Source organism: Geomonas subterranea (genome assembly GCF_019063845.1).
GTDB lineage: Bacteria > Desulfobacterota > Desulfuromonadia > Geobacterales > Geobacteraceae > Geomonas > Geomonas subterranea.
The window spans coordinates 1293961-1316684 of sequence record NZ_CP077683.1; the positions used below are offsets into that span (position 1 = coordinate 1293961).

Annotated in this window: 10 protein-coding genes; 8 read left to right on the plus strand and 2 right to left on the minus strand. The window is 66.0% G+C overall.

What is annotated here, in order from left to right:
* Positions 1-6 precede the first annotated feature (6 nt).
* Positions 7-636 carry a DUF4136 domain-containing protein gene (locus KP001_RS05630; RefSeq protein ID WP_217288576.1) on the minus strand — a complete coding sequence of 210 codons (630 nt, stop codon included), beginning with the start codon at positions 634-636 and terminating at the stop codon, positions 7-9.
* Positions 637-879: 243 nt separating this feature from the next.
* Between KP001_RS05630 and KP001_RS05635 the strand changes: the two genes are divergently transcribed.
* Both KP001_RS05635 and KP001_RS05640 read left to right on the plus strand, forming a co-directional pair.
* Positions 880-1362 carry a universal stress protein gene (locus KP001_RS05635; RefSeq protein WP_217288577.1) on the plus strand — a complete coding sequence of 161 codons (483 nt, stop codon included), beginning with the start codon at positions 880-882 and terminating at the stop codon, positions 1360-1362.
* 27 nt (positions 1363-1389) lie between these two features.
* Complete coding sequence (locus tag KP001_RS05640; RefSeq protein ID WP_217288578.1) at positions 1390-1566, plus strand: rubredoxin; 177 nt, start codon at positions 1390-1392, stop codon at positions 1564-1566.
* A 65-nt stretch (positions 1567-1631) separates the two neighbouring features.
* Here KP001_RS05640 and KP001_RS05645 read toward each other — a convergent pair whose 3' ends face one another.
* A complete protein-coding gene (locus KP001_RS05645) occupies positions 1632-1787 on the minus strand; it encodes a hypothetical protein (RefSeq protein ID WP_239027904.1) in 156 nt (51 codons plus the stop codon).
* Between the two features lie 372 nt (positions 1788-2159).
* On the opposite strand from KP001_RS05645, the gene KP001_RS05650 reads away from it, so the two are divergent.
* The 6 genes from KP001_RS05650 (at position 2160) to KP001_RS05675 (ending at position 22437) form a co-directional block, all read left to right on the plus strand.
* Complete coding sequence (locus KP001_RS05650; protein WP_217288580.1) at positions 2160-2840, plus strand: ABC transporter ATP-binding protein; 681 nt, start codon at positions 2160-2162, stop codon at positions 2838-2840.
* Positions 2833-5331 carry an ABC transporter permease gene (locus KP001_RS05655; RefSeq protein WP_217288581.1) on the plus strand — a complete coding sequence of 833 codons (2499 nt, stop codon included), beginning with the start codon at positions 2833-2835 and terminating at the stop codon, positions 5329-5331. Before KP001_RS05650 ends, KP001_RS05655 begins: the two co-directional genes overlap by 8 nt.
* 43 nt (positions 5332-5374) lie before the next feature.
* Positions 5375-6028 carry an arylesterase gene (locus tag KP001_RS05660; protein WP_217288582.1) on the plus strand — a complete coding sequence of 218 codons (654 nt, stop codon included), beginning with the start codon at positions 5375-5377 and terminating at the stop codon, positions 6026-6028.
* 253 nt (positions 6029-6281) lie between these two features.
* Positions 6282-7895: a PfaD family polyunsaturated fatty acid/polyketide biosynthesis protein gene (locus KP001_RS05665; RefSeq protein WP_217288583.1), complete on the plus strand. Its 1614-nt coding sequence runs from the start codon at positions 6282-6284 to the stop codon at positions 7893-7895.
* A complete protein-coding gene (locus KP001_RS05670) occupies positions 7892-15238 on the plus strand; it encodes a type I polyketide synthase (RefSeq protein WP_217288584.1) in 7347 nt (2448 codons plus the stop codon). The genes KP001_RS05665 and KP001_RS05670 overlap by 4 nt, the downstream gene beginning before the upstream one ends.
* 2 nt (positions 15239-15240) lie before the next feature.
* Positions 15241-22437 (plus strand): beta-ketoacyl synthase N-terminal-like domain-containing protein, encoded by a 7197-nt coding sequence (locus tag KP001_RS05675; RefSeq protein ID WP_217288585.1) that lies wholly within the window; start codon positions 15241-15243, stop codon positions 22435-22437.
* The last annotated feature ends 287 nt before the right edge of the window (positions 22438-22724 follow it).

Genomic DNA, 22724 nt, shown 5'->3' on the forward strand with positions numbered 1-22724 from the left:
GGACTCCTAGATCAGCCCTTCTTTCTTGAGGGACTTGACCACCTTGTACGCCAGGTCCTTGCCCACCTTGGTCACGTTTTCCGGTTCCATCGTCTGCATGGTCCCGGCCCAGAGCAGCCTGTCGGAGCCGAGGTCGAACAGGTTCACCTGCATGGTGGCGACGTCGTAGGTGGTCACGTAGCTCGGGCCGTAAAGGGCCATGGAGCGGTAGTAACCGGGGAAGTCCCAGTCAGGGAAGGCGGGCGGGTACCAGTAGCCGGGATACGGCGTTCCGACCGCGCCGGGTTGAACCGTGGCCTGTTTTTCCAGCTTGATGGTCTGCACGGCGAGAATCCCCTGCGCCCCGACAGAGCGCACCGCGCGATCCAGCGCGTGCCAGTCAGGCAGCGTCGCCTGCGACAGGACCGAGTAGCTCGCCACCGCCTCGACGCCGTGTTTGTTCAACTCGCTGACCAGCATGTTCTCGTACACGGCCCGGCTGGCGGCCTTGGCGGCGAAACTCACCACGAGGACCTTGTGCAGCCGGCTGGCGGGTAGCGTCGGGTTGCGCCAGGTATCCACCACAGAGACCGAAGCGCAGGAGCAAAGCAGTGCGGTCAAGCAAAAGACAACGGTGATCCTGATCAGGTTGCGCATGTGTCACCTCCGTTAACAGTCTGGAATTGCGTGCTGGCGGGGCTTTGATGGGGTCCGGTAAACAGATTGGAAATATTTATACCAAGTTGCCGCAGGAAGGCAATCGTATATACTGGGGTGGTCAATCATTAGGGCCTCCCCCCGTCGGATTCGTTAACGGTCTGGACGCCACGGAATCGAGGCGGAAACTGTATCAGGGAAACTGGGAACCACAAAAGCTACGTTTACTCAGGAGGCAAGGCCATGGAAAATTACAAAAGGGTTCTCGTGGTCAACAGGATGAGCGAGTACTGCCGGGATGCGGTCCAGGCGGGTGTCTCCATAGCCAGGAGATACGGTTCCGAACTCATGGTGCTCCATATCGCCACCAATCCCGAAGGAACCATGAGCATGGCCGGAGGCGCGCTGAACGCACCGAGCGCGATCCCCGACGATGTAAAGAACTACGCCAGCATCAAGGATCGCGCAAAGGATGAGCTGGACCAGATGATCGGCCAGGAGATTCGCGCCGGGCTCCCCATAAAGGTCATCATCAAGGAAGGAAAGCCGGTCGACGAGATCATGCAGGTGGTCAAGGACGAGAAGATCGACCTCATGGTGCTGCTGGCCCATGAGGAGGGGCGCATCGAGCACATGCTCTTTGGCCGGGACAACGACGCCATCCTGCGCCGCATGCCCTGCAGCATCCTGCTCATCAAAAGGGAGCCGGATTCGGTCGAGTGGTAGCTCGCGTGACGCGAAGGGAGATTGCCCATGCAGCGATGGTTCTGCACCATTTGCCAGTACGTCTATGACCCCGATGAAGGGGACCCGGTGAACGATGTCCCCCCCGATATTTCCTTCGAGGAGTTGCTGCCGGACTGGCACTGCCCCGTGTGCAAGGCCGCCAAGAGCTTCTTCGAACCATACCCCGAGGAGCCCGAGCGGTGAGAGATGGAAAAAATGGATGAACACCTGCAAGGGCAGGTCCCGGGACCTGCCCTTTTTCTGTGGGGTTAAATGTCGACGGCAGAAAAGTCCGGTGTGGCCTCTGCAGCGAACAGCGCGCAGTCGGGATGCCTGCAGACGATGTCATAGCCGACAGGCAGCGCGTAACCGCATTCGGCTTCTTCCTGGCAGCAGTAGTACATAAGCTTGCCGTTGCCGGGCATGACGGCCCCGACGCTGGTGGTCCTGCACTCTGTGAAGCGAGTATTTCTTTTTTTCAGTCGACATCCTGACTTTCGCATGGCACCCTCTCCACGATTTGAGACTCGGCGCGGCCATTTCAATATGCGCCTGGAGTCATTCTGTACCGGCGAGCCGTCATCCGCCAGCCGCTCTGTTGGGCCGAATAACCATTCGCCCAGCCGCTCTGTAAGGGGGAATAACCATTCGCCCACCTGTTCGGTAGGGGTGAGCAGTCATCTGCCCAGCCGCTCTGTAGGGGCGAATAATCATTCGCCCAGAGCCGGAGAGTATAATAAATTTTTTCTAACTGTAAAGTTTTGGCGGTTCACCCCAAAAGAATGGATCCTGCCCCGATGACCATCCTGCAAGCGCTCGACGTTACCAAGTATTACCGTATTGGCAGCCGCGACATCACCGTGCTCGACCATGTCTCCCTGGACGTCGCAGAGGGGGAGTTCCTGGTGGTGAAAGGCGAAAGCGGCAGCGGCAAGTCCACCCTGCTCACCCTCCTTTCCGGCCTGGACCGCCCGGACCGGGGGCGGATCTTCATCGAGGGCCGCGACATCACCGATCTTTCCGAGGATGACCTCGCGCCGCTGCGCAACAGCACCTTCGGCTTCGTGTTCCAATCCTTCCACCTGGTTCCATCCCTCACCACCATCGAAAACGTGACCTTTCCAGCAGAACTGCGGCAGGACCCCGCCGCCCGGGCCAAGGCCGGGGCGCTTTTGGAACGTGTTGGCCTGGCGCACCGGATGAACAGCTTTCCGCACCAGCTCTCCGGCGGGGAGAAGCAGCGCTGCGCCATCTGCCGTGCCCTCATCAACGAGCCGCGCATCATCTTCGCGGATGAACCGACCGGCAACCTCGATTCCGTCAACGGCTCCGCGATACTGCAGCTGCTCCTCGAATTACAGCGCGAGCGCGGCACCACCCTGCTCATGGTGACGCACAGCCCCGAGATTGCGCAGAGCGCGGACCGCGTGGTGACGCTCAAGGACGGCCGGGTGGTAACGGACGCGGCGCATGGTTAACCTCCGTTTCATCGCTCGGCAGATGACGGGGGCGAAACGGCAGTGCGCCGTTTTCATCCTCTGCGTCGCCCTCTCCATGATCACCCTGGTCTCGCTGGGAAGCTTCCGGGAGAGCGTGGAACGCTCCCTTTTGCAAGACGCCCAGTCGCTCCACGCCGGTGACATCATCGTCAGGTCCCACGCCGCTCTCCCCCCACCGGTGGAGAAGGAGATCGATGCGCTGGTGCGCAATGGTCAGGCAAAAAGCACGCGGTTTTGGGACTTTTACTCGGTAGTCATGAAAGTAAAGGGTGAAGGTTCCCTGCTCTGCAACCTGAAGGTGGTTGAACCGGGTTATCCCTTTTACGGCAGGGTCGTGCTCAGGTCCGGAAGGACGCTCGCCGAGGTGCTGCAGCCCGGCGGCCTCGTCGTCGAGCAGCAGCTCCTGGACCGCCTGCGCCTGCGACTTGGCGACCCGCTCAAGGTCGGCAACGCCACCCTCGTCATCCGCGACGTGGTGCTGCAGGAGCCGGACCGTCCGGTGAACTTCTTCTCCCTCGGCCCCAGGGTGTTCGTTGCAGCGGCGGACCGGGAGGCGCTGGGGCTTATCGGCTTGGGGAGCCGCGTGGAACACGTGACCCTGCTCAAACTGGCGCACCAGGGGGAGCTCGATACGGTCGCGGCGCGCCTTGCCGCAGTGACCGACGAAAACCGCGTCCGTGTCGCCACCTACAAGAACTCCGGCTCCAGGGTCAAGCGCTTCTTCGACAACCTCCTGTTCTTCCTGAACCTGAGCGGCATCTTCACCCTGCTCCTCTCCGGCTTCGGCATCCAGAGCACCCTCTTTGCCCTGCTAAAGGAACAGGAGCGGACCATCGCGGTGCTGAAAGCGCTGGGGGCGAAAAGCCGGTTCATCATCGGCCACTTCCTGGCTGTCACGCTGGTACTCGGCGCCATCGGCACCCTGGCCGGCCTGACCGGCAGTTTTCTTCTGCAGCGCTTCCTCCCCGCCCTGTTCAGCGGATTGATCCCCGCCCAGGTCACTCTGCGAATCTCATCCGGCGCCATCTGGGAAGGGATGGTGATCGGCCTCCTGGTGGTGCTCCTCTTCACCGCCCTCCCCTTGTACCGGTTGAAGGAGGTGAAGCCGCGCGCCATCTTCGGCAAGGAGGAAGCCGCAAGACTTTGGAACCGCTCCACCTGGATCATCGCCGGGCTGGGCGCGCTCTTTTTCCTCTCCATGGTGCTGGTCCGGCTGCGCGACCTGAAGACGGGACTGTATTTCATGCTCGCCCTGGTGGGGCTCATCCTGGTCTCCTACCTCCTCTCCAGCCTCGTATTGCTGCTGTTGAGAAGGAGCGCCCCCAAAAATCTCGCCTTCAGGCAGGCCCTCAAGGGGTTGTTCCGGCCGCATAACGCTTCCCTTTCCATCATCGTCACCCTCTCGGCCGCGCTTGGCGTGATCTTCTCCATCACGCTCGTGGAAAAGAACCTCGACGCCTCCTTCATCGAATCCTTTCCCGCTGGCGCTCCCAACGTGTTCCTGATCGACATTCAGCCGGACCAGAAGGAGGGTGTTGCCCAGCTACTGGGGCCCGGCACCACCTACTACCCCATCGTCAAGGGAACGGTCAGCGCCGTGAACGACACCCCCATCGATCCCGAGCAGGAGCGGAAGTCGCGCGGCGACAACCTGGGGCGGGAGATGAACCTCACCTACAGGAATGACCTTCTCCCCGACGAGCGCATCGTTTCCGGGGAGGCGCTCTTCAACAAGCGGTGGGGAAGTACCGTGCAGGTATCAGTTCTGGACACCGTGCTCAAGATGCACGACATGAAAGTCGGCGACAGCATCACCTTCAAGATCCAGGGCGTCCCGATGACCGCCCGCATTGCCAGCATCCGCACCCGGACCAGCAGCGGGTTCACCCCGTTTTTCTACTTCGTTTTCCAGCCGGATGCCCTCTCCGGCGCGCCGCACACCATCTTCGCCGCGGTCCGCGTCGACAAGGAGCGGATCAGTTCGCTGCAGAACCAGGTGGTTGCCCGGTTTCCCAACGTGAGCGTCATCGACCTTACCGAGACCGTCGTCGTGTTCGGCCGCATCATGGGGAAGCTTTCCACCATCGTGCGTTTCTTCACCTCGTTCAGCATCGTCGCGGGGGTGCTGATCGTGATAAGCTCCGTGTTCGCGACGCGCTACGCGAGGATCCAGGAAGCGGTCTACTTCACCATTCTCGGTGCCCGGCGCAGGTTCGTCCTGGCCGTCTTCGCCGCCGAGAACCTGGTGCTCGGGGCGGTAAGCGGAGTGATCGCCCTGCTCATGTCGCAGGTGGCGAGTCTGCTCATCTGCCGCAAGGGGCTCGACATGGAGTATCACCCCTATCCTGCTGACAGCCTGCTGCTGGTGGGGGTGACCACCATCCTCGTCGTGTTGGTCGGGCTGGGGGTTACCCTCCCCCTGTTGCGGCAAAAGCCGGTGAACTTCCTGCGCGAGCAGGCGGACGAGTAAAGACAGGGGGATCCACCTGGCCCACCGAAGCAAAGGAGAAAACATGCGGAACCTTTTCACCATATTCACCCTGGCGCTTTGCACCGTTACCGGCGCCGGGCCTGCCTTGGCAGCCGGCACCGCGAGGCCTGCCAGCCACGGCACCATCGTGGCCTTCGGCGACAGCCTGACCGCAGGGTATGGCGTCCCCGAGTCGGAAGCCTACCCGGCCCGGTTACAGCGCAAACTGCAGCAGGCAGGCTACCAGTGGACCGTCGTCAACGCCGGCATCAGCGGCGAGACCAGCTCCGGCGCCCTCGCACGAGTTGATTGGATCATGAAGCTCAACCCGGACATCGTCATCCTGGAGACGGGCGCCAACGACGGCTTGCGCGGCCAGGACCCGGAACTTTTGCACAAGAACATCGACAAAATCGTCTCCACCCTGCAGTCCAGGGGGGTGGTCGTCGTCCTCGCCGGCATGAAGATGCTGAAGAACCTCGGTCCCGCCTACACCGGCAAATTCGCAGCCGTGTACCGGCGCGTGGCCAGGGACCGCAAGGTGCTCCTGGTCCCGTTCTTCCTGGACAAGGTCGCCGGCAAGGAGGGGCTCAACCTCTCCGACGGTGTCCACCCGACCGGCAAGGGATATGCAATCGTCACAGACAATGTCTATCCGTACCTTCTTAAAGCGATCCAACAAAAAGATAAACACTGACTCAGATCTCCTCCTCCGGTACTGTTAAAAGTTGCCTGAACCCGCGTCTTGTCTTGCTTTTTTGCTCGATTTAATGTACAGGTACTCTGTTAAACTGGGTACCATTGCTTACAGCCGGAGCCGCCTGTCGGTGCAGCAGTCGACACTGTGCGTTCACCATCCTTTTCCGTGCCCAAGCCTTGTCCTTCTGCCGGTTCAGTACCTTTACGCCATCGCAATTCCTCTGTAATTCGTGGCAACAGGAGAATCCCGTTTGGATCTTTTTTCACTTCAGGGTGAGTCTGGTGCTTGCTCTGCCAAATCCGAAAGTTCCCAACCCGCAGTTATGAGCCTCAGAGACGCGCTCCGCCACATCCGCCACCCCCTGTACCTGGTGCAGCGGGACGGTGCACTGGCCCCCCAGCTCGGTGGCGCCGGGAGCGTTCAGTCGTGCGTCGGGTACGCCCCCGCCTGCCTCCCGGAAAACCTGGGCGATCCGTCCTTTTGCCGCGAGCTCGGCATCCGCTACCCGTATGTCGGCGGCTCCATGGCCAAGGGGATCAGTTCCGCCGCCATGGCCGAGGAACTGGGACGCGCCGGGATGCTCGGCTTCTTCGGCGCCGCCGGTCTCCCTATTTCCACGGTCTCCGATACCGCCGACCGCCTGAAGCAGTCCCTGGGTGACATCCCCTACGGCTTCAACCTCATCCATTCGCCGCACGAGCCGGAGCTCGAGAAGGAGCTGGCCGAACTCTACATCCGCAAGGGGGTGCGCATCATCGAGGCGTCGGCCTTCCTGGCCCTGACCCTCCCCCTGGTGCGTTACCGCCTGCACGGCATCAAGCGCGCCGCCGACGGCAGCATCGTCACCCCCAACCGCATCATCGCCAAGGTCTCCCGCGAGGAACTGGCGGCGAAGTTCTTCGCCCCGGCGCCAGAGAAGCTCCTGCGCGCCCTGGTGGAAAACGGTTCCATAACCGCCGAGCAGGCCGAACTGGCCGCTCAGGTACCGCTGGCCCAGGATGTCACCGCCGAGGCGGATTCCGGCGGCCACACCGACAACCGCCCGGCCATGGCCCTCTTCCCGACCATCAACTCGCTCGCCGCAAGGCTCGAGCGCCAGTACGGCTACGACTGCAAACTCCGCGTCGGCCTTGGCGGCGGCGTTTCCACACCCGCCTCGGCCGCGGCCGCCTTCGCCATGGGCGCCGCCTACGTCGTGACCGGGTCGGTGAATCAGGCCTGCGTCGAATCCGGCACCTCCGATACCGTGCGCGGGATGCTGGCCGTCACCCGTCAGGCCGACGTCACCATGGCCCCCGCCGCCGACATGTTCGAGATGGGCGTGACCGTGCAGGTGCTGAAGCGCGGCACCATGTTCCCCATGCGCGCCGCGAAGCTGTACGACCTCTACCGCGCCTACGGCAGCATGGAGGAGATCCCGGCGGCGGAGCGCGAAAAGCTGGAGAAGACCATGTTCCTGGCGCCGCTGGAAAAAATCTGGCGTGGCACCCGGGACTACTTCCTCAAACGCGACCCTTCCCAGGTGGAGCGCAGCGAGCGCGACCCGAAGCACAAGATGGCGCTGGTTTTCCGGTGGTACCTCGGCATGGGCGCGCACTGGGCAAAAGACGGCGTCGAAAGCCGCAAGATGGATTACCAGGTGTGGTGCGGCCCCGCCATGGGCGCCTTCAACGAATGGGCCGCCGGCTCCTTCATCGAGGCGGCCGCCGAGCGCAAGATCGTCACGGTGGCGCTCAACATCCTGCACGGTGCGGCACACCTGACCCGCGCCAACTTCCTGCGCAGCCAGGGCATCGAGCTGCGCCTGGAAGAGATCGCACCGCAACCCCTCGAACTCGCACACATCAAGGAGTACCTTTGTTGAAAACTGATGATCTGAAACCCGCCAACCCCAGCAACGGAACTCAGCTTGCCATCATCGGCATCGGTTGCCTCTTCCCGAAGGCCGCGGATAAAAACGCCTACTGGGCCAACATCGTTGACGGCGTCGACGCCATCACCGAAGTCCCCCCGACCCACTGGCCGCTGGACGCGTACTACGACGAGGACCAGAAGAGCCCGGACCGCACCTACGGACGCCGTGGCGGCTTCCTCTCCCCGGTGGATTTCAACCCGATGGAATTCAACATCCCGCCCAACGTGCTGGAGGCGATCGACACCTCCCAGCTGCTCGGTCTGGTTGCAGCGGGGCAGGCGCTCAAGGACGCCGGCTACGGCCCGGAGCGCGCCTTCGACAAGAGCAACGTATCCGTCATCCTCGGGGTCACCGGGACGCTTGAGCTGGTCATCCCGCTGGGAGCGCGCCTCGGGCACCCGGTCTGGCGCTCCGCGCTCAAGGACGCCGGCGTCGACGAGGAAACCGCGAAAGACGTGGTCGAGCGGATCTCCGACTCCTACGTCCCCTGGCAGGAAAACTCCTTCCCCGGGCTCCTGGGCAACGTGGTCGCGGGGAGGATCAGCAAACAGTACGACCTGGGCGGCACCAACTGCGTCGTCGACGCGGCCTGCGCCAGCTCCTTCAGCGCCCTGCACCTCGCCTCCATGGAGCTGATGTCGGGCAAGTCCGACCTCGTCGTGAGCGGTGGCATCGACACCTTCAACGACATCTTCATGTACATGTGCTTCAGCAAGACGCCGGCGCTCTCCCCGACCGGCAACGCCAAGCCTTTCGACGTTTCGGCGGATGGCACCATCCTGGGCGAAGGTCTCGGGATCGTGGTGCTGAAGCGGCTCGCGGACGCCGAGCGCGACGGCGACAGGATCTACGCCGTGATCCGCGGCATCGGTTCCTCCAGCGACGGCAAGGGTGACGCGATCTACGCTCCCAGCGCCGCCGGGCAGAAGAAGGCGCTGGTGAACGCCTACCGCAACGCCGGGGTGACGCCGGAAAGCATCGGCATGCTCGAAGCACACGGCACCGGCACCAAGGTCGGTGACGCCGTGGAAGTGAGCGCGCTGCGCGAGGTGTACGGCAAGGCCGAAAACCCGTGGTGCGCCCTCGGCTCGGTGAAGTCCCAGATCGGGCACACCAAGGCGGCCGCAGGCTCCGCAGGCCTGATCAAGGCGGCGCTCTCCCTGCACCACAAGGTGATTCCGCCGACCATCAAGGTGCAGACCCCGCAAAAAGAGGTGGTGGCGGACAACTCCCCCTTCTACCTTCCGACCGGCAAGCGCCCCTGGTTCCCCCGTCCCGGCGCCCCCCGCCGAGCGGCGGTCAGCGCCTTCGGTTTCGGCGGGTCCAACTTCCACGTGGTCCTCGAGGAGTACCAACCCAAGAAACAGGGCGTGGACTGGGACGGCAACACCCAGATCTTCACCTTCTCCGGCGCCGATGCAGCCTCACTTGCCACCAGGCTCGATGCCGTTCCCGCGGACGCCGCCTGGGCCGCCCTGCGCGACCTCGCCCTCGCTTCCCGCAGCTCCTTTGACGGGAAAGCGCCCCTGCGTCTCGCGCTGGTCGTGGAGCGCGGCAAGACCAACCTCGCCTCGCTGGTGAAGAACGCACGCGCCATGCTGGACAAGAACGCGAAATCGGCCTGGCAGACCCCGGACGGCGCCTACTTCGCCTGCGGCGCAGCTCCTGGTAAGCTCGGGATGCTGTTCCCCGGGCAGGGATCGCAGTACACCGGCATGCTCAACGACCTCGCCTGCAGTTTCCCTCAGGTGTTCGACGCCGTTGCCGCTGCCAACGAGGGATTTGTCACTGCCGACGGCAGAACCCTATCGGACCTGATCTACCCCCCTTCCTCCTTTGACGACGCGACACGCGCCAAACAGGAAGAGGAACTGCGCGCCACCCAGGCCGCCCAGCCCGCCATCGGCGCCACTAGTCTCGGTGCGTTGCGCGTGCTGCGGAACTTCGGCGTCGAGCCCGATGCCGTCGCCGGGCACAGCTACGGCGAGCTCACGGCCCTGTGTGCCGCGGGGAGACTCGACGAGAGCGCACTGCACGAGCTGTCCCGCCTGCGCGGCACGCTGATGGGCGCCGGCGCAGGGGACAAAGGGAGCATGCTTGCCGTTTCCGCGCCGCTCGACAGGATCGCCGAGGTGGTCACCACCGAAAAGCTCGACCTTGTCATCGCCAACAAGAACGCGCCGGCCCAGGCCGTTCTCTCCGGCACCAGCGCCGAGATCAAACGCGCCGTCACCGTGTTCAAGGGGCTGGGGCTCACGTGCAAGGAGCTGCCGGTAGCCGCCGCCTTCCATAGCGCGCTGGTCGCCGATGCCGCCAAGCCGTTCCTCGCTGCACTGGAAAAGATCGACATGCCGCAGGCGAAGATCCCGGTCTACGCCAACACTACCGCCGCCGTGTACCCGGCCGATGCGGCCGCAGCCAAGGCGCAGCTTGCCGCCCAGCTCGCCAAGCCGGTCGAGTTCGTCGCCCAGATAGAGGCGATGTACGCCGCAGGCATCACCACGTTCGTCGAGGTCGGCCCCGGCAGCCGCCTGACCGGGCTGGTGCAGGCCATCCTCGGCAATCGTCCTCACCTGGCCTTCGCGGTCGACGCCTCCTCCGGTAAACGTGCCGGCGTCGCGGACCTGGCCCGGACCGTAGCGCAGCTTGCCGTGCTCGGCTACGGCGTGAACCTCCCGCTCTGGGACGAGGGGCACCGCCCTGCCCCGGCGCCCACCGGCAAAAGACCCGCGCTGACCATCCCGCTGTGCGGAGCCAACTACGTGAAGGCCAAGCCGAAGAAGCCGCCGGTCCAGCCGAAACCTGCCGTGATCGCTGCTGTGCAGCCTAGCGCGGCACCCGCTGCAGCTCCGGTCGCCCCGGTGCAGGCCGCAGCCGCCGTACCGCCGCAGGCAGCCTACCAGCACCCTGCACCCGCAGCGCCGGGATATCAGCCTCAGCCCGCAGCGCAGCCGGCTGCACACGCGGGGCTGAACGAGTCGCTGCGCCTCGCCCGCGAGGGGATGGCCGTCCTGCAGAAAATGCAGGAGGATACGGCACTGCTGCATCGCCGCTTCCTGGAAGGACAAGAGGCCGCCGCCAAGACCTTCCAGGCACTCCTCGAGCAGCAACAGCAGCTCATCATGGGCGCGCCTGCCGCTCCGGTTGCCCGTCAGAGCGTACCGGCTGCTGTCGCCGCAGCTCCTGTCGCACCGGCACCGGTCCACGCCGCCACGGTCCCCGTTGCCCCCCCGGCTCCCGCTGTTGCTCCGGCTCCGGTCAAGGCCGCCCCGGCACCGGTCGCATCGGCTCCGGCCGCGCCCGCAGTCCCGGCACCCCCGGCCGCTAAAGGCCCCGACGCCGGTCACATCACGCAGACCCTTTTGACCGTCATCTCCGAGAAGACGGGGTATCCCATCGAGATGCTTGAACTCGACATGGGGATGGATTCCGATCTCGGCATCGACTCCATCAAGCGGGTCGAGATCCTCTCCACGCTGCAGGAACGCCTCCCCGGCTCGCCGGTCATCGGCCCCGAGCACCTGGGGACCCTGCGCACCCTGGGTGATATCGCCGGGCATCTCGCCGCAGGCGCAGCCTCGGCCGCTTCCCCTGAGAGCGCCGTCACCAGCGAGGGGACTGGCTCCGCAGGTGCCTGTCCCCCTTCCAACTCCCCTTCCCACGTCACCGAAACCCTCCTCGCCGTCGTGAGCGAGAAGACCGGTTACCCCGTGGAGATGCTTGAGCTTGAAATGGGGATGGACTCCGACCTGGGCATCGATTCCATCAAGCGCGTCGAGATCCTCTCCACGCTGCAGGAGCGCCTCCCGGGCTCGCCCGCCATCGGCCCCGAGCACTTGGGGACCCTGCGCACCCTGGGCGACATCGCCGGGCACCTCGCCGCCGGCACGGTTTCCGTTGCCGCGGTCGCACCTGTTGCCGCCGTTGCCGCTCCCACGGCAGGCGCCGGCGCTGCACAGGTGACCGAGACCCTCCTCGCCGTGGTGAGCGAGAAGACCGGGTATCCGGTCGAGATGCTCGAGCTCGAGATGGGGATGGATTCCGACCTCGGCATCGACTCCATAAAGCGCGTCGAGATCCTTTCCACGCTGCAGGAGCGCCTCCCAGGCTCGCCCGCCATCGGCCCCGAGCACCTGGGCACCCTGCGCACCCTGGGCGACATCGCCGGTCACCTTGCCGCAGGCGCCGCGCCTTCCGCCGCCGCTCCGGCCACCATCTCCGCGGCATCGAGCAGCAATGCCGCCGATGTGACGGCTACTCTCCTGGATGTGGTCAGCGAGAAGACCGGCTATCCCACGGAAATGCTGGAACTCGGCATGGGTATGGATTCCGACCTGGGCATCGACTCGATCAAGCGCGTGGAAATCCTCTCCACGCTGCAGGAGCGCCTCCCGGGGTCCCCGACCATCGGCCCCGAGCACCTTGGGACCCTGCGCACGCTGGGAGACATCGCCGGCTACCTCGGTTCCGGCTCCGGCTCCACCCCTGCCCCCGCCGTAACAGCCGTTGCCGCTCCTGCCGCGCCCGCTGCCCCGGTCGCGTCCCCGGCCGCAACCGCTCTCGATCACGCCGCCGTCAGCCAGGCCCTGCTCGAGGTGGTCAGCGACAAGACCGGCTATCCGGCCGAGATGCTCGAGATGACCATGGGGATGGATTCCGATCTCGGCATCGACTCCATCAAACGGGTCGAGATCCTGTCCGCCCTGCAGGAGAGGCTCCCCGCCTCCCCCGCCATCGGGCCGGAACATCTGGGGACCCTGCGCACGCTGGGCGATATCGCCAATTTCCTGGCGGCCCCCGCACAGGCTGCGGCTCCGGCCGCCGCTGAGGTCGCGCCCCCTGCCGTGACAGAGGCCGCCCCTACAGTGGCCGCCGCGGCTTTCCCTGCGGCAGCGCCCGCGCCCAGCCCCGCGCATCCCATCCAGCGCAGTTCCGTCGTTCCCGTGCTGCTTCAGGACCATGACGACGATGCCATCACGCTTGCCAACGACGGCGAGATCTGGGTTACCGATGACGGCTCCGCATTCGCAGCCGAGCTCTGCGGGATCCTCCTCGAGCACGGCTGCTCGGTCCGCAAGATCGACGCGGCCCAGGCCCGGCAGATCGCTCCTGCCGGCAAGCTCTCCGGCCTGGTTATCTGCGCGCCGGTGGCCGGCACCGACGACCTCTTCCTGGAAAACGCCTTCCTGCTCCTGAAGAACGCCGCTGCGGCCCTGGGTGAATCCGGACGCGCCGAGAGCGCCGTTTGCATCACCGTTTCCCGCCTGGACGGGGCATTCGGCTTCGGCTCCGGCAAGACGTTGAAGGATCCGCTCTCCGGCGCCCTGGCCGGCCTTACCAAGACCGCTGCCTTCGAATGGTCTGATGTCGTCTGCAAGGCGATCGACCTGGGCGAATTCCCGCACCCGGCAGCGGCTGCGGGCGCCGTCGCCATCGAGATGCTCCGTCGCGGCCCCGTGGAAGTAGGTCTCACCCCGGAAGGACGCTTCGGCCTGCAGACCGCCCTGCTCCCTTCCGCACCCGCTCCGGTCGACCCGGTCCTCGCACCGGGCGACGTGGTGGTGATCACGGGTGGCGGACGCGGCGTCACTGCCGTTTCGGCCCTGGCGCTCGCCAAGGAATACCATCCCTTCCTGGTCCTCCTCGGACGCAGTCCCGAGCCGCAGGACGAGCCCGCCTGGCTTGCCGGCGTCACCGACGAAGCCGAGATCAAGCGCGCCATCATGCAAAATGCCACCGGGAAGCTGCATCCCCGCGAGATCGAGGAGCGTTACCGCTCGGTGGTGGCCGCCCGCGAACTCCGCGCCACCCTGGCTGCCATCGCCGCAACCGGCGCCGAGGCCATCTACCGCTCGGTCGACATCCGCGACCAGAGCGCCATGGAACTCCTGCTCGGCGAAGTGCGCCGCGCCCACGGAGCCATCCGCGGCGTCGTGCACGGGGCAGGCGTCCTCGCCGACCGGCTCATCGTCGACAAGACCCCCGAGCAGTTCGAACAGGTCTACAGCACCAAGGTGCACGGCCTGCGCGCCCTGTTGCACGCGACCCGCAACGACGACCTCAAGTTCGTCGCCCTCTTCTCCTCCTCCACCGGCCGTTTCGGCCGCGTGGGACAGGTGGATTACGCGGTGGCCAACGAGGTGCTGAACAAGACCGCCCAGGCCGAGGCGCGCCGCCGTTCCGGCTGCCGCTGCGTAAGCATCAACTGGGGACCGTGGGACGGCGGCATGGTCACCCCGGCGCTTAAGAAGGTGTTCGCCTCCGAGGGGATCGGCGTCATCGGCCTCGCCGAAGGGGGCGAGTTCCTGGCCCGCGAAATATCCGCGACCGACGCACCGGTGGAGATCGTGGCCATCGCCCAGCTGCCGGACCAGGCTGGCGCTGCCGCACCCGCTACCGGCAAGCCGCAGAACCTCTCCGAGGCGTTCTCCCTCACGCTGACCGTGCCGGAATACCCCTTCCTGCGCTCGCACGTGCTCGACGGGAAAGCGGTGCTCCCCATGGCGGTCATCGTCGAGTGGCTCGCCCATGGCGCGCTGCACGGCAACCCCGGTTTCCGCTTCCACGGCTTCAACGACCTGCGCATCTGCAAGGGGGTCGTCTTCGAGGACAACACCCCCTTCACGGTCAACGTGATGGCGGGGCGCGCCGAAAAACGTGAATCGTTCTGGCTGGTTCCGGTCGAGCTCTCCAGCCCGGGCGTGAACGGCAAGACCATCCTGCACGCCCGTGCCGAAATCGTTCTGGCCACCAAGCATCCCGAGGGGATCCGTTCCATCAAGGAGATCCCCAGCACACCGTACGTGCCGCACGACGGGGTGATCTACAACAACGAGCGCCTGTTCCACGGCCCGGACCTGCACGGCATCGAGCAGGTGGACGGCTGTTCCGCCAAGGGGATCGCGGCCTCCGTGAAGGGCGCCCCGGCACCCGGAAAATGGATCCGGCGCCCCTTGAGAAGCTCCTGGCTCACCGACCCGCTGGTCCTCGACAGCGCCTTCCAGATGATGATCCTCTGGAGTTTCGAGCGTTTCGGCGCCGGTTCGCTCCCCTGCTTCGCGGCACGCTACCGCCAGTTCCAGGAAACCTTCCCCCGCGAGGGTGTCCAGGTGGTCATCCGCGTCACCTCCGAGAGCAAGCACGGCGCCAGCGCCGACATGGAGTTCCTCGACCGCAGCAGCGGCAAACTGGTGGCGCGCCTCGAAGGGTACGAGTGCGTGATCGACCCGTCCCTGAAACAGGCCTTCCAGCGCAACAAGCTTAGGACCGTAACGGTTGTGGGGGCGGCATAGGCATGAAGCAGCAGTCGCCTTCCGTGGCAATCGTCGGCATGGGCGGGATCTTTCCCGACGCGCCGGAACTGACAACTTTCTGGGAAAACATCCGTAACGGCAAGAGCGCGGCGCGCGAGGTCCCGGCGGGGCGCTGGGCCCTTCCGGCCGACGCCGCCTTCGATCCCGAGGCGGGGAAGCCCGACCACGTCTACTCCAAACGCGGCTGCTTCATCGACGCCGTCCCCGCGCCGTCCGGGCTTTCCGGCCTGCACATCGACCCGAAACTCGCCGAGGGGCTGGACCCCGCCTTCCACCTTTTGCTGCACGCAGGCAAGCGGGCGTTCGACAGCGCGGTTACGGCGAAGCTCGACCGCTCCCGCGTCGGCGTCATCATCGGCAACCTGGCGCTTCCGAGCGAGAAATCCGCCCAACTCTCCCGCGCCCTCCTGGGGCGGACCTTCGAGGAAAAGCTCCTCGGGCACGCCGGCACCGATCCCATCCCGAACCCGCTGAACCGTTACGTGGCCGGGCTTCCCGCCGGATTCCTGGCCGCAGCACTGGGCCTTGGCGGCGGCTGCGGCACCCTGGACGCCGCCTGCGCCTCCTCGCTCTACGCCATCAAGCTCGCCTGTGACGAGCTCATCTCCGGCCGCGCCGACGCCATGCTCACCGGGGGGCTGTCCCGCCCCGATCCCCTCTACACCCAGATGGGCTTCGCCCAGCTGCGCGCCCTGTCGCGGCGCGGCATCTGCGCCCCCTTCGACGCCTCCGGCGACGGCCTCGTCGTGGGTGAAGGCGCCGGCATCTTCGTGCTCAAGCGGCTCGAGGACGCCATCGCGCAGGGGGACCGGATCTACGGCGTCATCAAGGGGATCGGGCTTTCCAACGACGTCGGTGGAAGCCTCCTGGCTCCCATGGCCGATGGGCAGTTGCGCGCCATGCGTGCAGCCTACGCCAAGGCCGGCTGGTCGCCGCAGGACGTGGATCTCATCGAGTGCCACGCCACCGGCACCCCGGTCGGTGACGCCACGGAAGTCGGGAGCCTCCGCGAACTTTGGGGGGACGCCTCCGGCACGGGGTGCGTGATCGGCTCGGTCAAGTCCAACATCGGTCACCTTTTGACCGCCGCCGGCTCCGCCGCGCTCACCAAGGTGCTCCTGGCCATGGCCGAGGAGACGTTGCCCCCTACCGCCAACTTCACCAAGGCGCCGGAAAACTTCCACCTGGAGGAGAGCCCCTTCCGCGTCCTGAAGGGCGCGACCCGGTGGCAGCGGCGCGCCGAAGGTGTACCCCGCCGCGCCGCCGTGTCCGCCTTCGGTTTCGGCGGTATCAACGCGCACCTGCTGGTAGAGGAATGGCTGCCGCAGGGGGCAGCTGCCGCCGTCGCCGCCCCCCCGAAAAAGGGAGGTCCCGTTGCGGTGGTCGGTCTCGACGCCCGCTTCGGGACATGGCAGGACCTGAAGTCCTTCCAGTCCCGGGTGCTTGGAGGCGACGCGGGGGCCAAGACCTCCCTCCCCAAGGACTGGTGGGGCGCCGAAAAAAGCGCCTGGTTTGACAAGGAAAAGCTGAAGGAGACACCCTTCGCCGGTTACTACCTGGACCAGTTCGCCCAGCCGACCGACCAGTTCCGCATCCCGCCGAAGGAGCTGGAGGAGATGCTGCCGCAGCAGCTATTGATGCTGCAGTCGGCCGCAGCCGCCATGAAGGACGCCGGAGCGGACCGGGGCGACAACCTGCGCGCAGGCGTCTTCGTCGGCATCGCCCTCGACTTGAACAGCACCAACTTCGCCTTCCGCTGGACCATCACTGAAAAAGCGGAGGCATGGGCGCGCCAGCTCGGCCTGCAGCTCTCCCCGGAGGAACTGGAGCAATGGATCGCGCAACTGCGTGATCACGCCGGCCCGCCCCTCACCGCGAACCGCACCATGGGCGCCCTGGGAAGCGTGGTCGCGAGCCGGGTAGCCCGTGAATTCCGCTGCGGCGGCCCCAGCTTCACCATGTCCAGCGAGGAGAGCTCCGGCCTGCGCGCCCTGGAAACCGCCGTGCGCCAGTTGCAGTCAGACGAGATCGATCGCGCCATCGTCGGCGCCGTGGATCTCGCCGGCGATTTGAGGGCCGCCATCGGCCAGCACCTGAACCGCCCCTACTCCGGGTTCGGCAGCGTCACCCCCTTCGACCAGTCCGCCGACGGCACCGTCATCGGCGAGGGTGCCGCAACGGTCATCCTGAAGCGGCTGGAAGACGCGGAGCGCGACGGAGACCGGATCTACGCCGTTATCGGCGGCATCGGCAGCGCAAGCGGCGATGTCATGCTTCCCGGCGTCCCCGCCTACCGTCACGCGCTGGAGCGGGCCTACGGCGAGGCCGAGGTCGCTCCAGCCAGCATCGGTCTTCTGGAGGCCCACGGCAGCGGCAACGCGGCCGAGGACCGGATGGAAGCCGCCGCATTGACCGAGTTCTTCGACGAGCCGGGGCCGACCGCCCACCCAAGGCGCGTGGCCGTTGCCAGCGTAAAGGGTGATATCGGACACACCGGCGCCGCCTCGGGCCTCGCCTCGCTGGTACGCGGCTGCCTTGCGCTGTACCAGGAGATCATCCCGGGTGCACGCACCGGCGAGCGTCCCGTGGCGCAGCTCTCCGGCAACGGCGCCCTCTTCCTCCCGGCAGGATCGCGTTACTGGCTGAGAAATCGCAGCGAAGGCGCACGCCAGGCCGGTGTCAGCGTCTTCGGCGTGGACGGCAGCGTGAGCCACGTGGTGCTGCAGGGGTATGACAAGGTGTCCGGGCGGGCGTCCGTCGAGCAGGTGGCGCCGCTGGGCGGCTGGGACGAGTTCCTGTTCTGCATCACCGGAACGAACCGCCAGGAGCTTGCCGAAGGGGTGCAGCAGCTTCGGGAAACGGCGGAAAGAAAGCCGGCACCGGAAATGGCCCTCCTCTCACGGCGCGTTTGCAAGGAAAGCAGCGCCTCCGGCGCGCCGCTCGCGGTCTCTTTGGTGGCACGCAGCGCCGACGAGCTCGCCTCGCTCTGCCTGCAGGGAGAGCGGATCCTGCGCTCCGACGCGGCGTACGCCGAGGCCGTGCTGCATCCGTCCCAGCGCGACCGCCTCTTCTTCAACGCCAAACCCATCGGCAAAAGCGGCAAAATCGGCTTCGTATATCCCGGCTCCGGCAATCATTTCGCCGGCATGGGGATGGAGCTCTCCGCCCGCTGGCCCGAGGTATACCGCCGCCAGGATGCGGAGAACCTCTACCTGCGCGAACAGTTCCAGCCGGAGCATTTCTGGAACGGCGCGCCCATCGACAGCGTGCACGAGAACCATCTCGCCGTGATCTTCGGGCAGGTGGCGACCGGCTGTGCGGTCACCGACGTGGTGCAGCGTTTCGGCATCAATCCGAGCGCCGTCATCAGCTACAGCCTGGGCGAATCCGCCGGTCTCTTCGCCACCCGCACCTGGACGGAGCGCGACCTCATGCTGACCCGCATGAAGGCTTCCACTCTGTTCACCCGCGATCTCGCCGGTGAATGCCGCGCGGCGCGCGAGGCTTGGGGCGAGCCCGAGGGGAAAGAGATCAACTGGAGCATCGGCGTGGTCGACGCCCCGGCCCGCGAGGTGCGCCGCGCGCTCAAAAAGACCAGCCGGGTCTACCTCCTCATCGTCAACACGCCGGACGAGTGCGTCATCGGCGGCGACGTGAAGTGGGTGAAGCACCTGGTCGCCATGCTGGACTGCCGCTTCTTCCCGCTGCAGGGCGTGACCACCGTGCATTGCGAAGTGGCGCGCCAGGTGGCGAACGCCTACCGCGACCTGCACGTATTCAACACCACTCCGCCCGCCGGGGTCACCTTCTACAGCGGCGCCGCGGGGAGCGCCTACCAGGTGAACCGCCGCAGCGCGGCCGAATCGATCCTGGCCCAGGCGGTCGAGGGGATCGATTACCCGAAGGTGATCGAAGCCGCCTACGACGAAGGTATCCGCTACTTCATCGAGATGGGGCCCGGCGCTTCCTGCAGCCGCATGATCGGCCGCATCCTCAACAATCGTCCCCACGTGGCCCGTTCCGTCTGCCAGCCGGGCACCGATGCCAACTCCGCGGTGTTGCGCCTGCTGGCCCAGCTTACCGCCGAGCGGGTCCCGGTTGACCTGGAGCCGCTCTTTCACGCGGCACCGGAGCTCGTGCAGCCGTCGGTGATCGTCAGCGAGCCGAAGGGGCTTCGCTTCACCACCGGTGGCGCTCCGTTCGCCCCGGGCCTCCCCACTGACCGGCAGGAGCCCTCTGCACCCGCGGCCGCGGTTGCGGCAGGTGCCCCGGCTGCGCCCGTCCAGCCTGCGGCGGCAGCCGTCCGTCCGGTCCAACCCGCTGCCGCCCCCGGTGTCGCGCCGGTAATCCGGTCCGCAGGTATCCCGGTAAGTACGCCGGAAAAAAATGCGGCAGCTAAAGAAGATATGGCTCAATTCAACAGCGCGCCCCCCGCATTTATGGCACCCAAAGCGAACACCGCGGAGACAGTCGTGGCACCGTCTCAGGCTCCCCCGGCACCAGGCGCGATCGTGCACGTGCCCGCCCCCGAGGCTGCCGTCCAGCCGCTGCTGCGCGAGTTCGCCCAGGCGCAGCAGGCCCGCCAGCAGGCCCATGACACCTACCTGCGCGTCGCTAACGACCTGAGCCGCTCCATCGCGGACGCCCTGGCGCTGCAGATCTCCATCCAGCAGCAGATGCTTGCCGCCGGGGTTCCGGTCGAGCAGGATGTCCTTGGTGGGGCTGCCGCCACCTGCGCAGCCGCCATGTCCGCACCTGCACCTGCCGCGATGACCACTCCCGTAGAGGCTCCGGTTCCGGCCGCGCCCTACCCCGGGGCGCTCCCGGCGCTCTATGACTACGACATGTGCCTGGAGTTCGCCATCGGCTCGGTGGCGAAGATGCTCGGCCCCGCGTTCGCAGAGGCTGACACCTACCCCACCCGGGTGAGGCTGCCGGACGTGCCGTTACAGCTCGTACACCGGATCGTGGCGCTCGAGGGCGAGCCGAAATCGATGACCAGCGGCCGGGTGGTCACCCAGCACGACGTCCATCCCGGCGCATGGTACCTGGACGGCGGGCGCATCCCGACCTGCATCGCGGTCGAGGCCGGCCAGGCCGACCTGTTCCTCTCCGGCTACCTCGGTATCGACTTCATCACCAAGGGACTGGCCGTGTACCGGCTCCTGGACGCCGTGGTGACCTTCCACCGCGAGCTTCCCGCTCCCGGCGAGACCATCAACTACGACATCCGCATCGAGCGCTTCTTCAGGCAGGGCGAAACCTACCTGTTCCGCTTCCATTTCGAGGCCACCGTGAACGGCGAGCCGCTTCTGTCCATGCGCAACGGCTGCGCCGGCTTCTTCTCACAGGAAGAGCTGGATGCCGGCAAGGGGATCGTACGCGGCGCCATAGACCTGCGTCCGCGCACCGGCAAGCTCCCGGCGGACTGGAAATACCTGGTTCCCATGCAGCCCGCCTCCTACGACGCGCGGCACCTGGGCGCCCTGCGCCGCGGGGACCTGGCCGGATGCTTCGGTCCGCTCTTCTCGGGGCTTGAGGTCCAACGCCCGCTCACCATCCCCGGCGGCAGGATGGAACTGGTGCACCGGGTCATGGAACTGGTCCCCGACGGCGGGCGCTGCGGCCTGGGCTTCATCCGCGCCGAAGCGGACATCCACCCGGACGACTGGTTCATCACCTGCCACTTCGTGGATGACCGCGTCATGCCCGGCACGCTCATGTACGAGTGCTGCATGCACACGCTGCGCATCTTCCTGCTGCGCCTGGGCTGGGTGGCGGAGTCCAATGCGGCCGCATGGCAGCCGGTCCCCGGCGTCGCAAGCCAGCTCTGCTGTCGCGGACAGGTCCTGGAAACCACCAAGGTGGTGACCTACGAGGTGACGGTGCGCGAGCTTGGCTACCGCCCCGAACCGTACGCCATCGTCGACGCCCTGATGTACGCCGACGGCAAGCCCATCGTGGAAATCACCAACATGTCGGCCCGCCTGACCGGTACTACCCGTGAAGCGCTGCTTCAGCTGTGGCGGCACAACACCCCGGAGCCGAACAACTTCATCCCTGCGCCGGCGCCGGTGCCCGCCTACGATCAGAAGCCTGCGCTCTACACGAAGAAGCAGATCCTGGCTTACAGCAACGGCAACCCCTCCGAAGGTTTCGGGGAGCTTTACAAGGTGTTCGACAGCGAGAGGAAGATCGCTCGCCTCCCCGGCCCACCGTTCCAGTTCATGGACCGTGTCACCGGCCTCAGGGGTGAGCCGTGGCAGATGGTGCCGGGCGCGATGGCCGAGGCCCAGTACGACATCCCGGTGGACGAGTGGTATTTTGCCGCCGACCGCCAGCCGCGCATGCCCTTCGCGGTACTCCTGGAAGCGGCGCTGCAGCCCTGCGGCTGGCTCGCGGCATACGTCGGCTCCGCCCTCACCAGCCCGACCGACATCTCCTTCCGGAACCTGGGGGGGACGGCAGTCCAGCACCGCCCGGTCACGCCGCAAAGCGGCACGCTGACCGCTACGGCGACCCTCACCAAGGCCGCCACCAGCGGCGGGATGATCATCCAGGAGTTCGACTTCTCGGTGGCCGACCGCCACGGCGTGCTGTACGAAGGCGAGACCATGTTCGGTTTCTTCGCCAAGGAGGCGCTGGCCAACCAGGTGGGGATCAGGGAGGCTGTTCCGTACATCCCGAGCGCCGAGGAAGCCGGGCGCGGCCGTTCCCTCCCCTACCCCGAGCAGCATCCCTTCCCGGACAAGATGCTGCGGATGATCGACCGGATCGATCTGTATGTCGCTGACGGCGGCCCGGCCGGGCTGGGCTACCTGAGGGGGACCAAGACGGTAGTCGCCGAGGACTGGTATTTCAAGGCGCACTTCTACCAGGATCCGGTCACGCCGGGGTCGCTCGGGCTGGAGTCCTTCCTGCAGTTGATGAAGTTCGCGGCGGTGGAGCGCTGGGGCTGGAGTGAGGGTGATACCGTCGCTGCCGTTGCCCTGGAGCGCAAGCACCGCTGGCTCTATCGCGGACAGGTGGTGCCGGCCAACAAGGAGGTCACGGTAGTCGCCTGGGTCACCGCTGTGGACGACACCAACCGCATCCTGACCGCCGCGGGCTTCCTCTACGTGGACGGCCGGGCGATCTACCAGATGAACGACTTCACCGTGCAGGTGGAGAGAGGCTGACTCCCCGTTCAATGTTCAATAGTCAATGTTGAATGTTGAATGTTCCCTCCACTCCACACTCCCTCTCCCCCCGGGAGAGGGTTGGGGTGAGGGCGTTACATGGCGACCATCTCCCTCCGTGGCGCCGCCCTCACCCGCCCTGCGGGCACCCTCTCCCAGAGGGATAGGGGATGGACGGTGCAGGGGAAGATGCAGCAGGCGGTTTGACATCATTTTTTTTCTGTGCCCTCTGCGGACTCCGTGTCCTCAGCGGTCATGCTTTTTAGTTTTTCAGCTTCCGTTTCTTA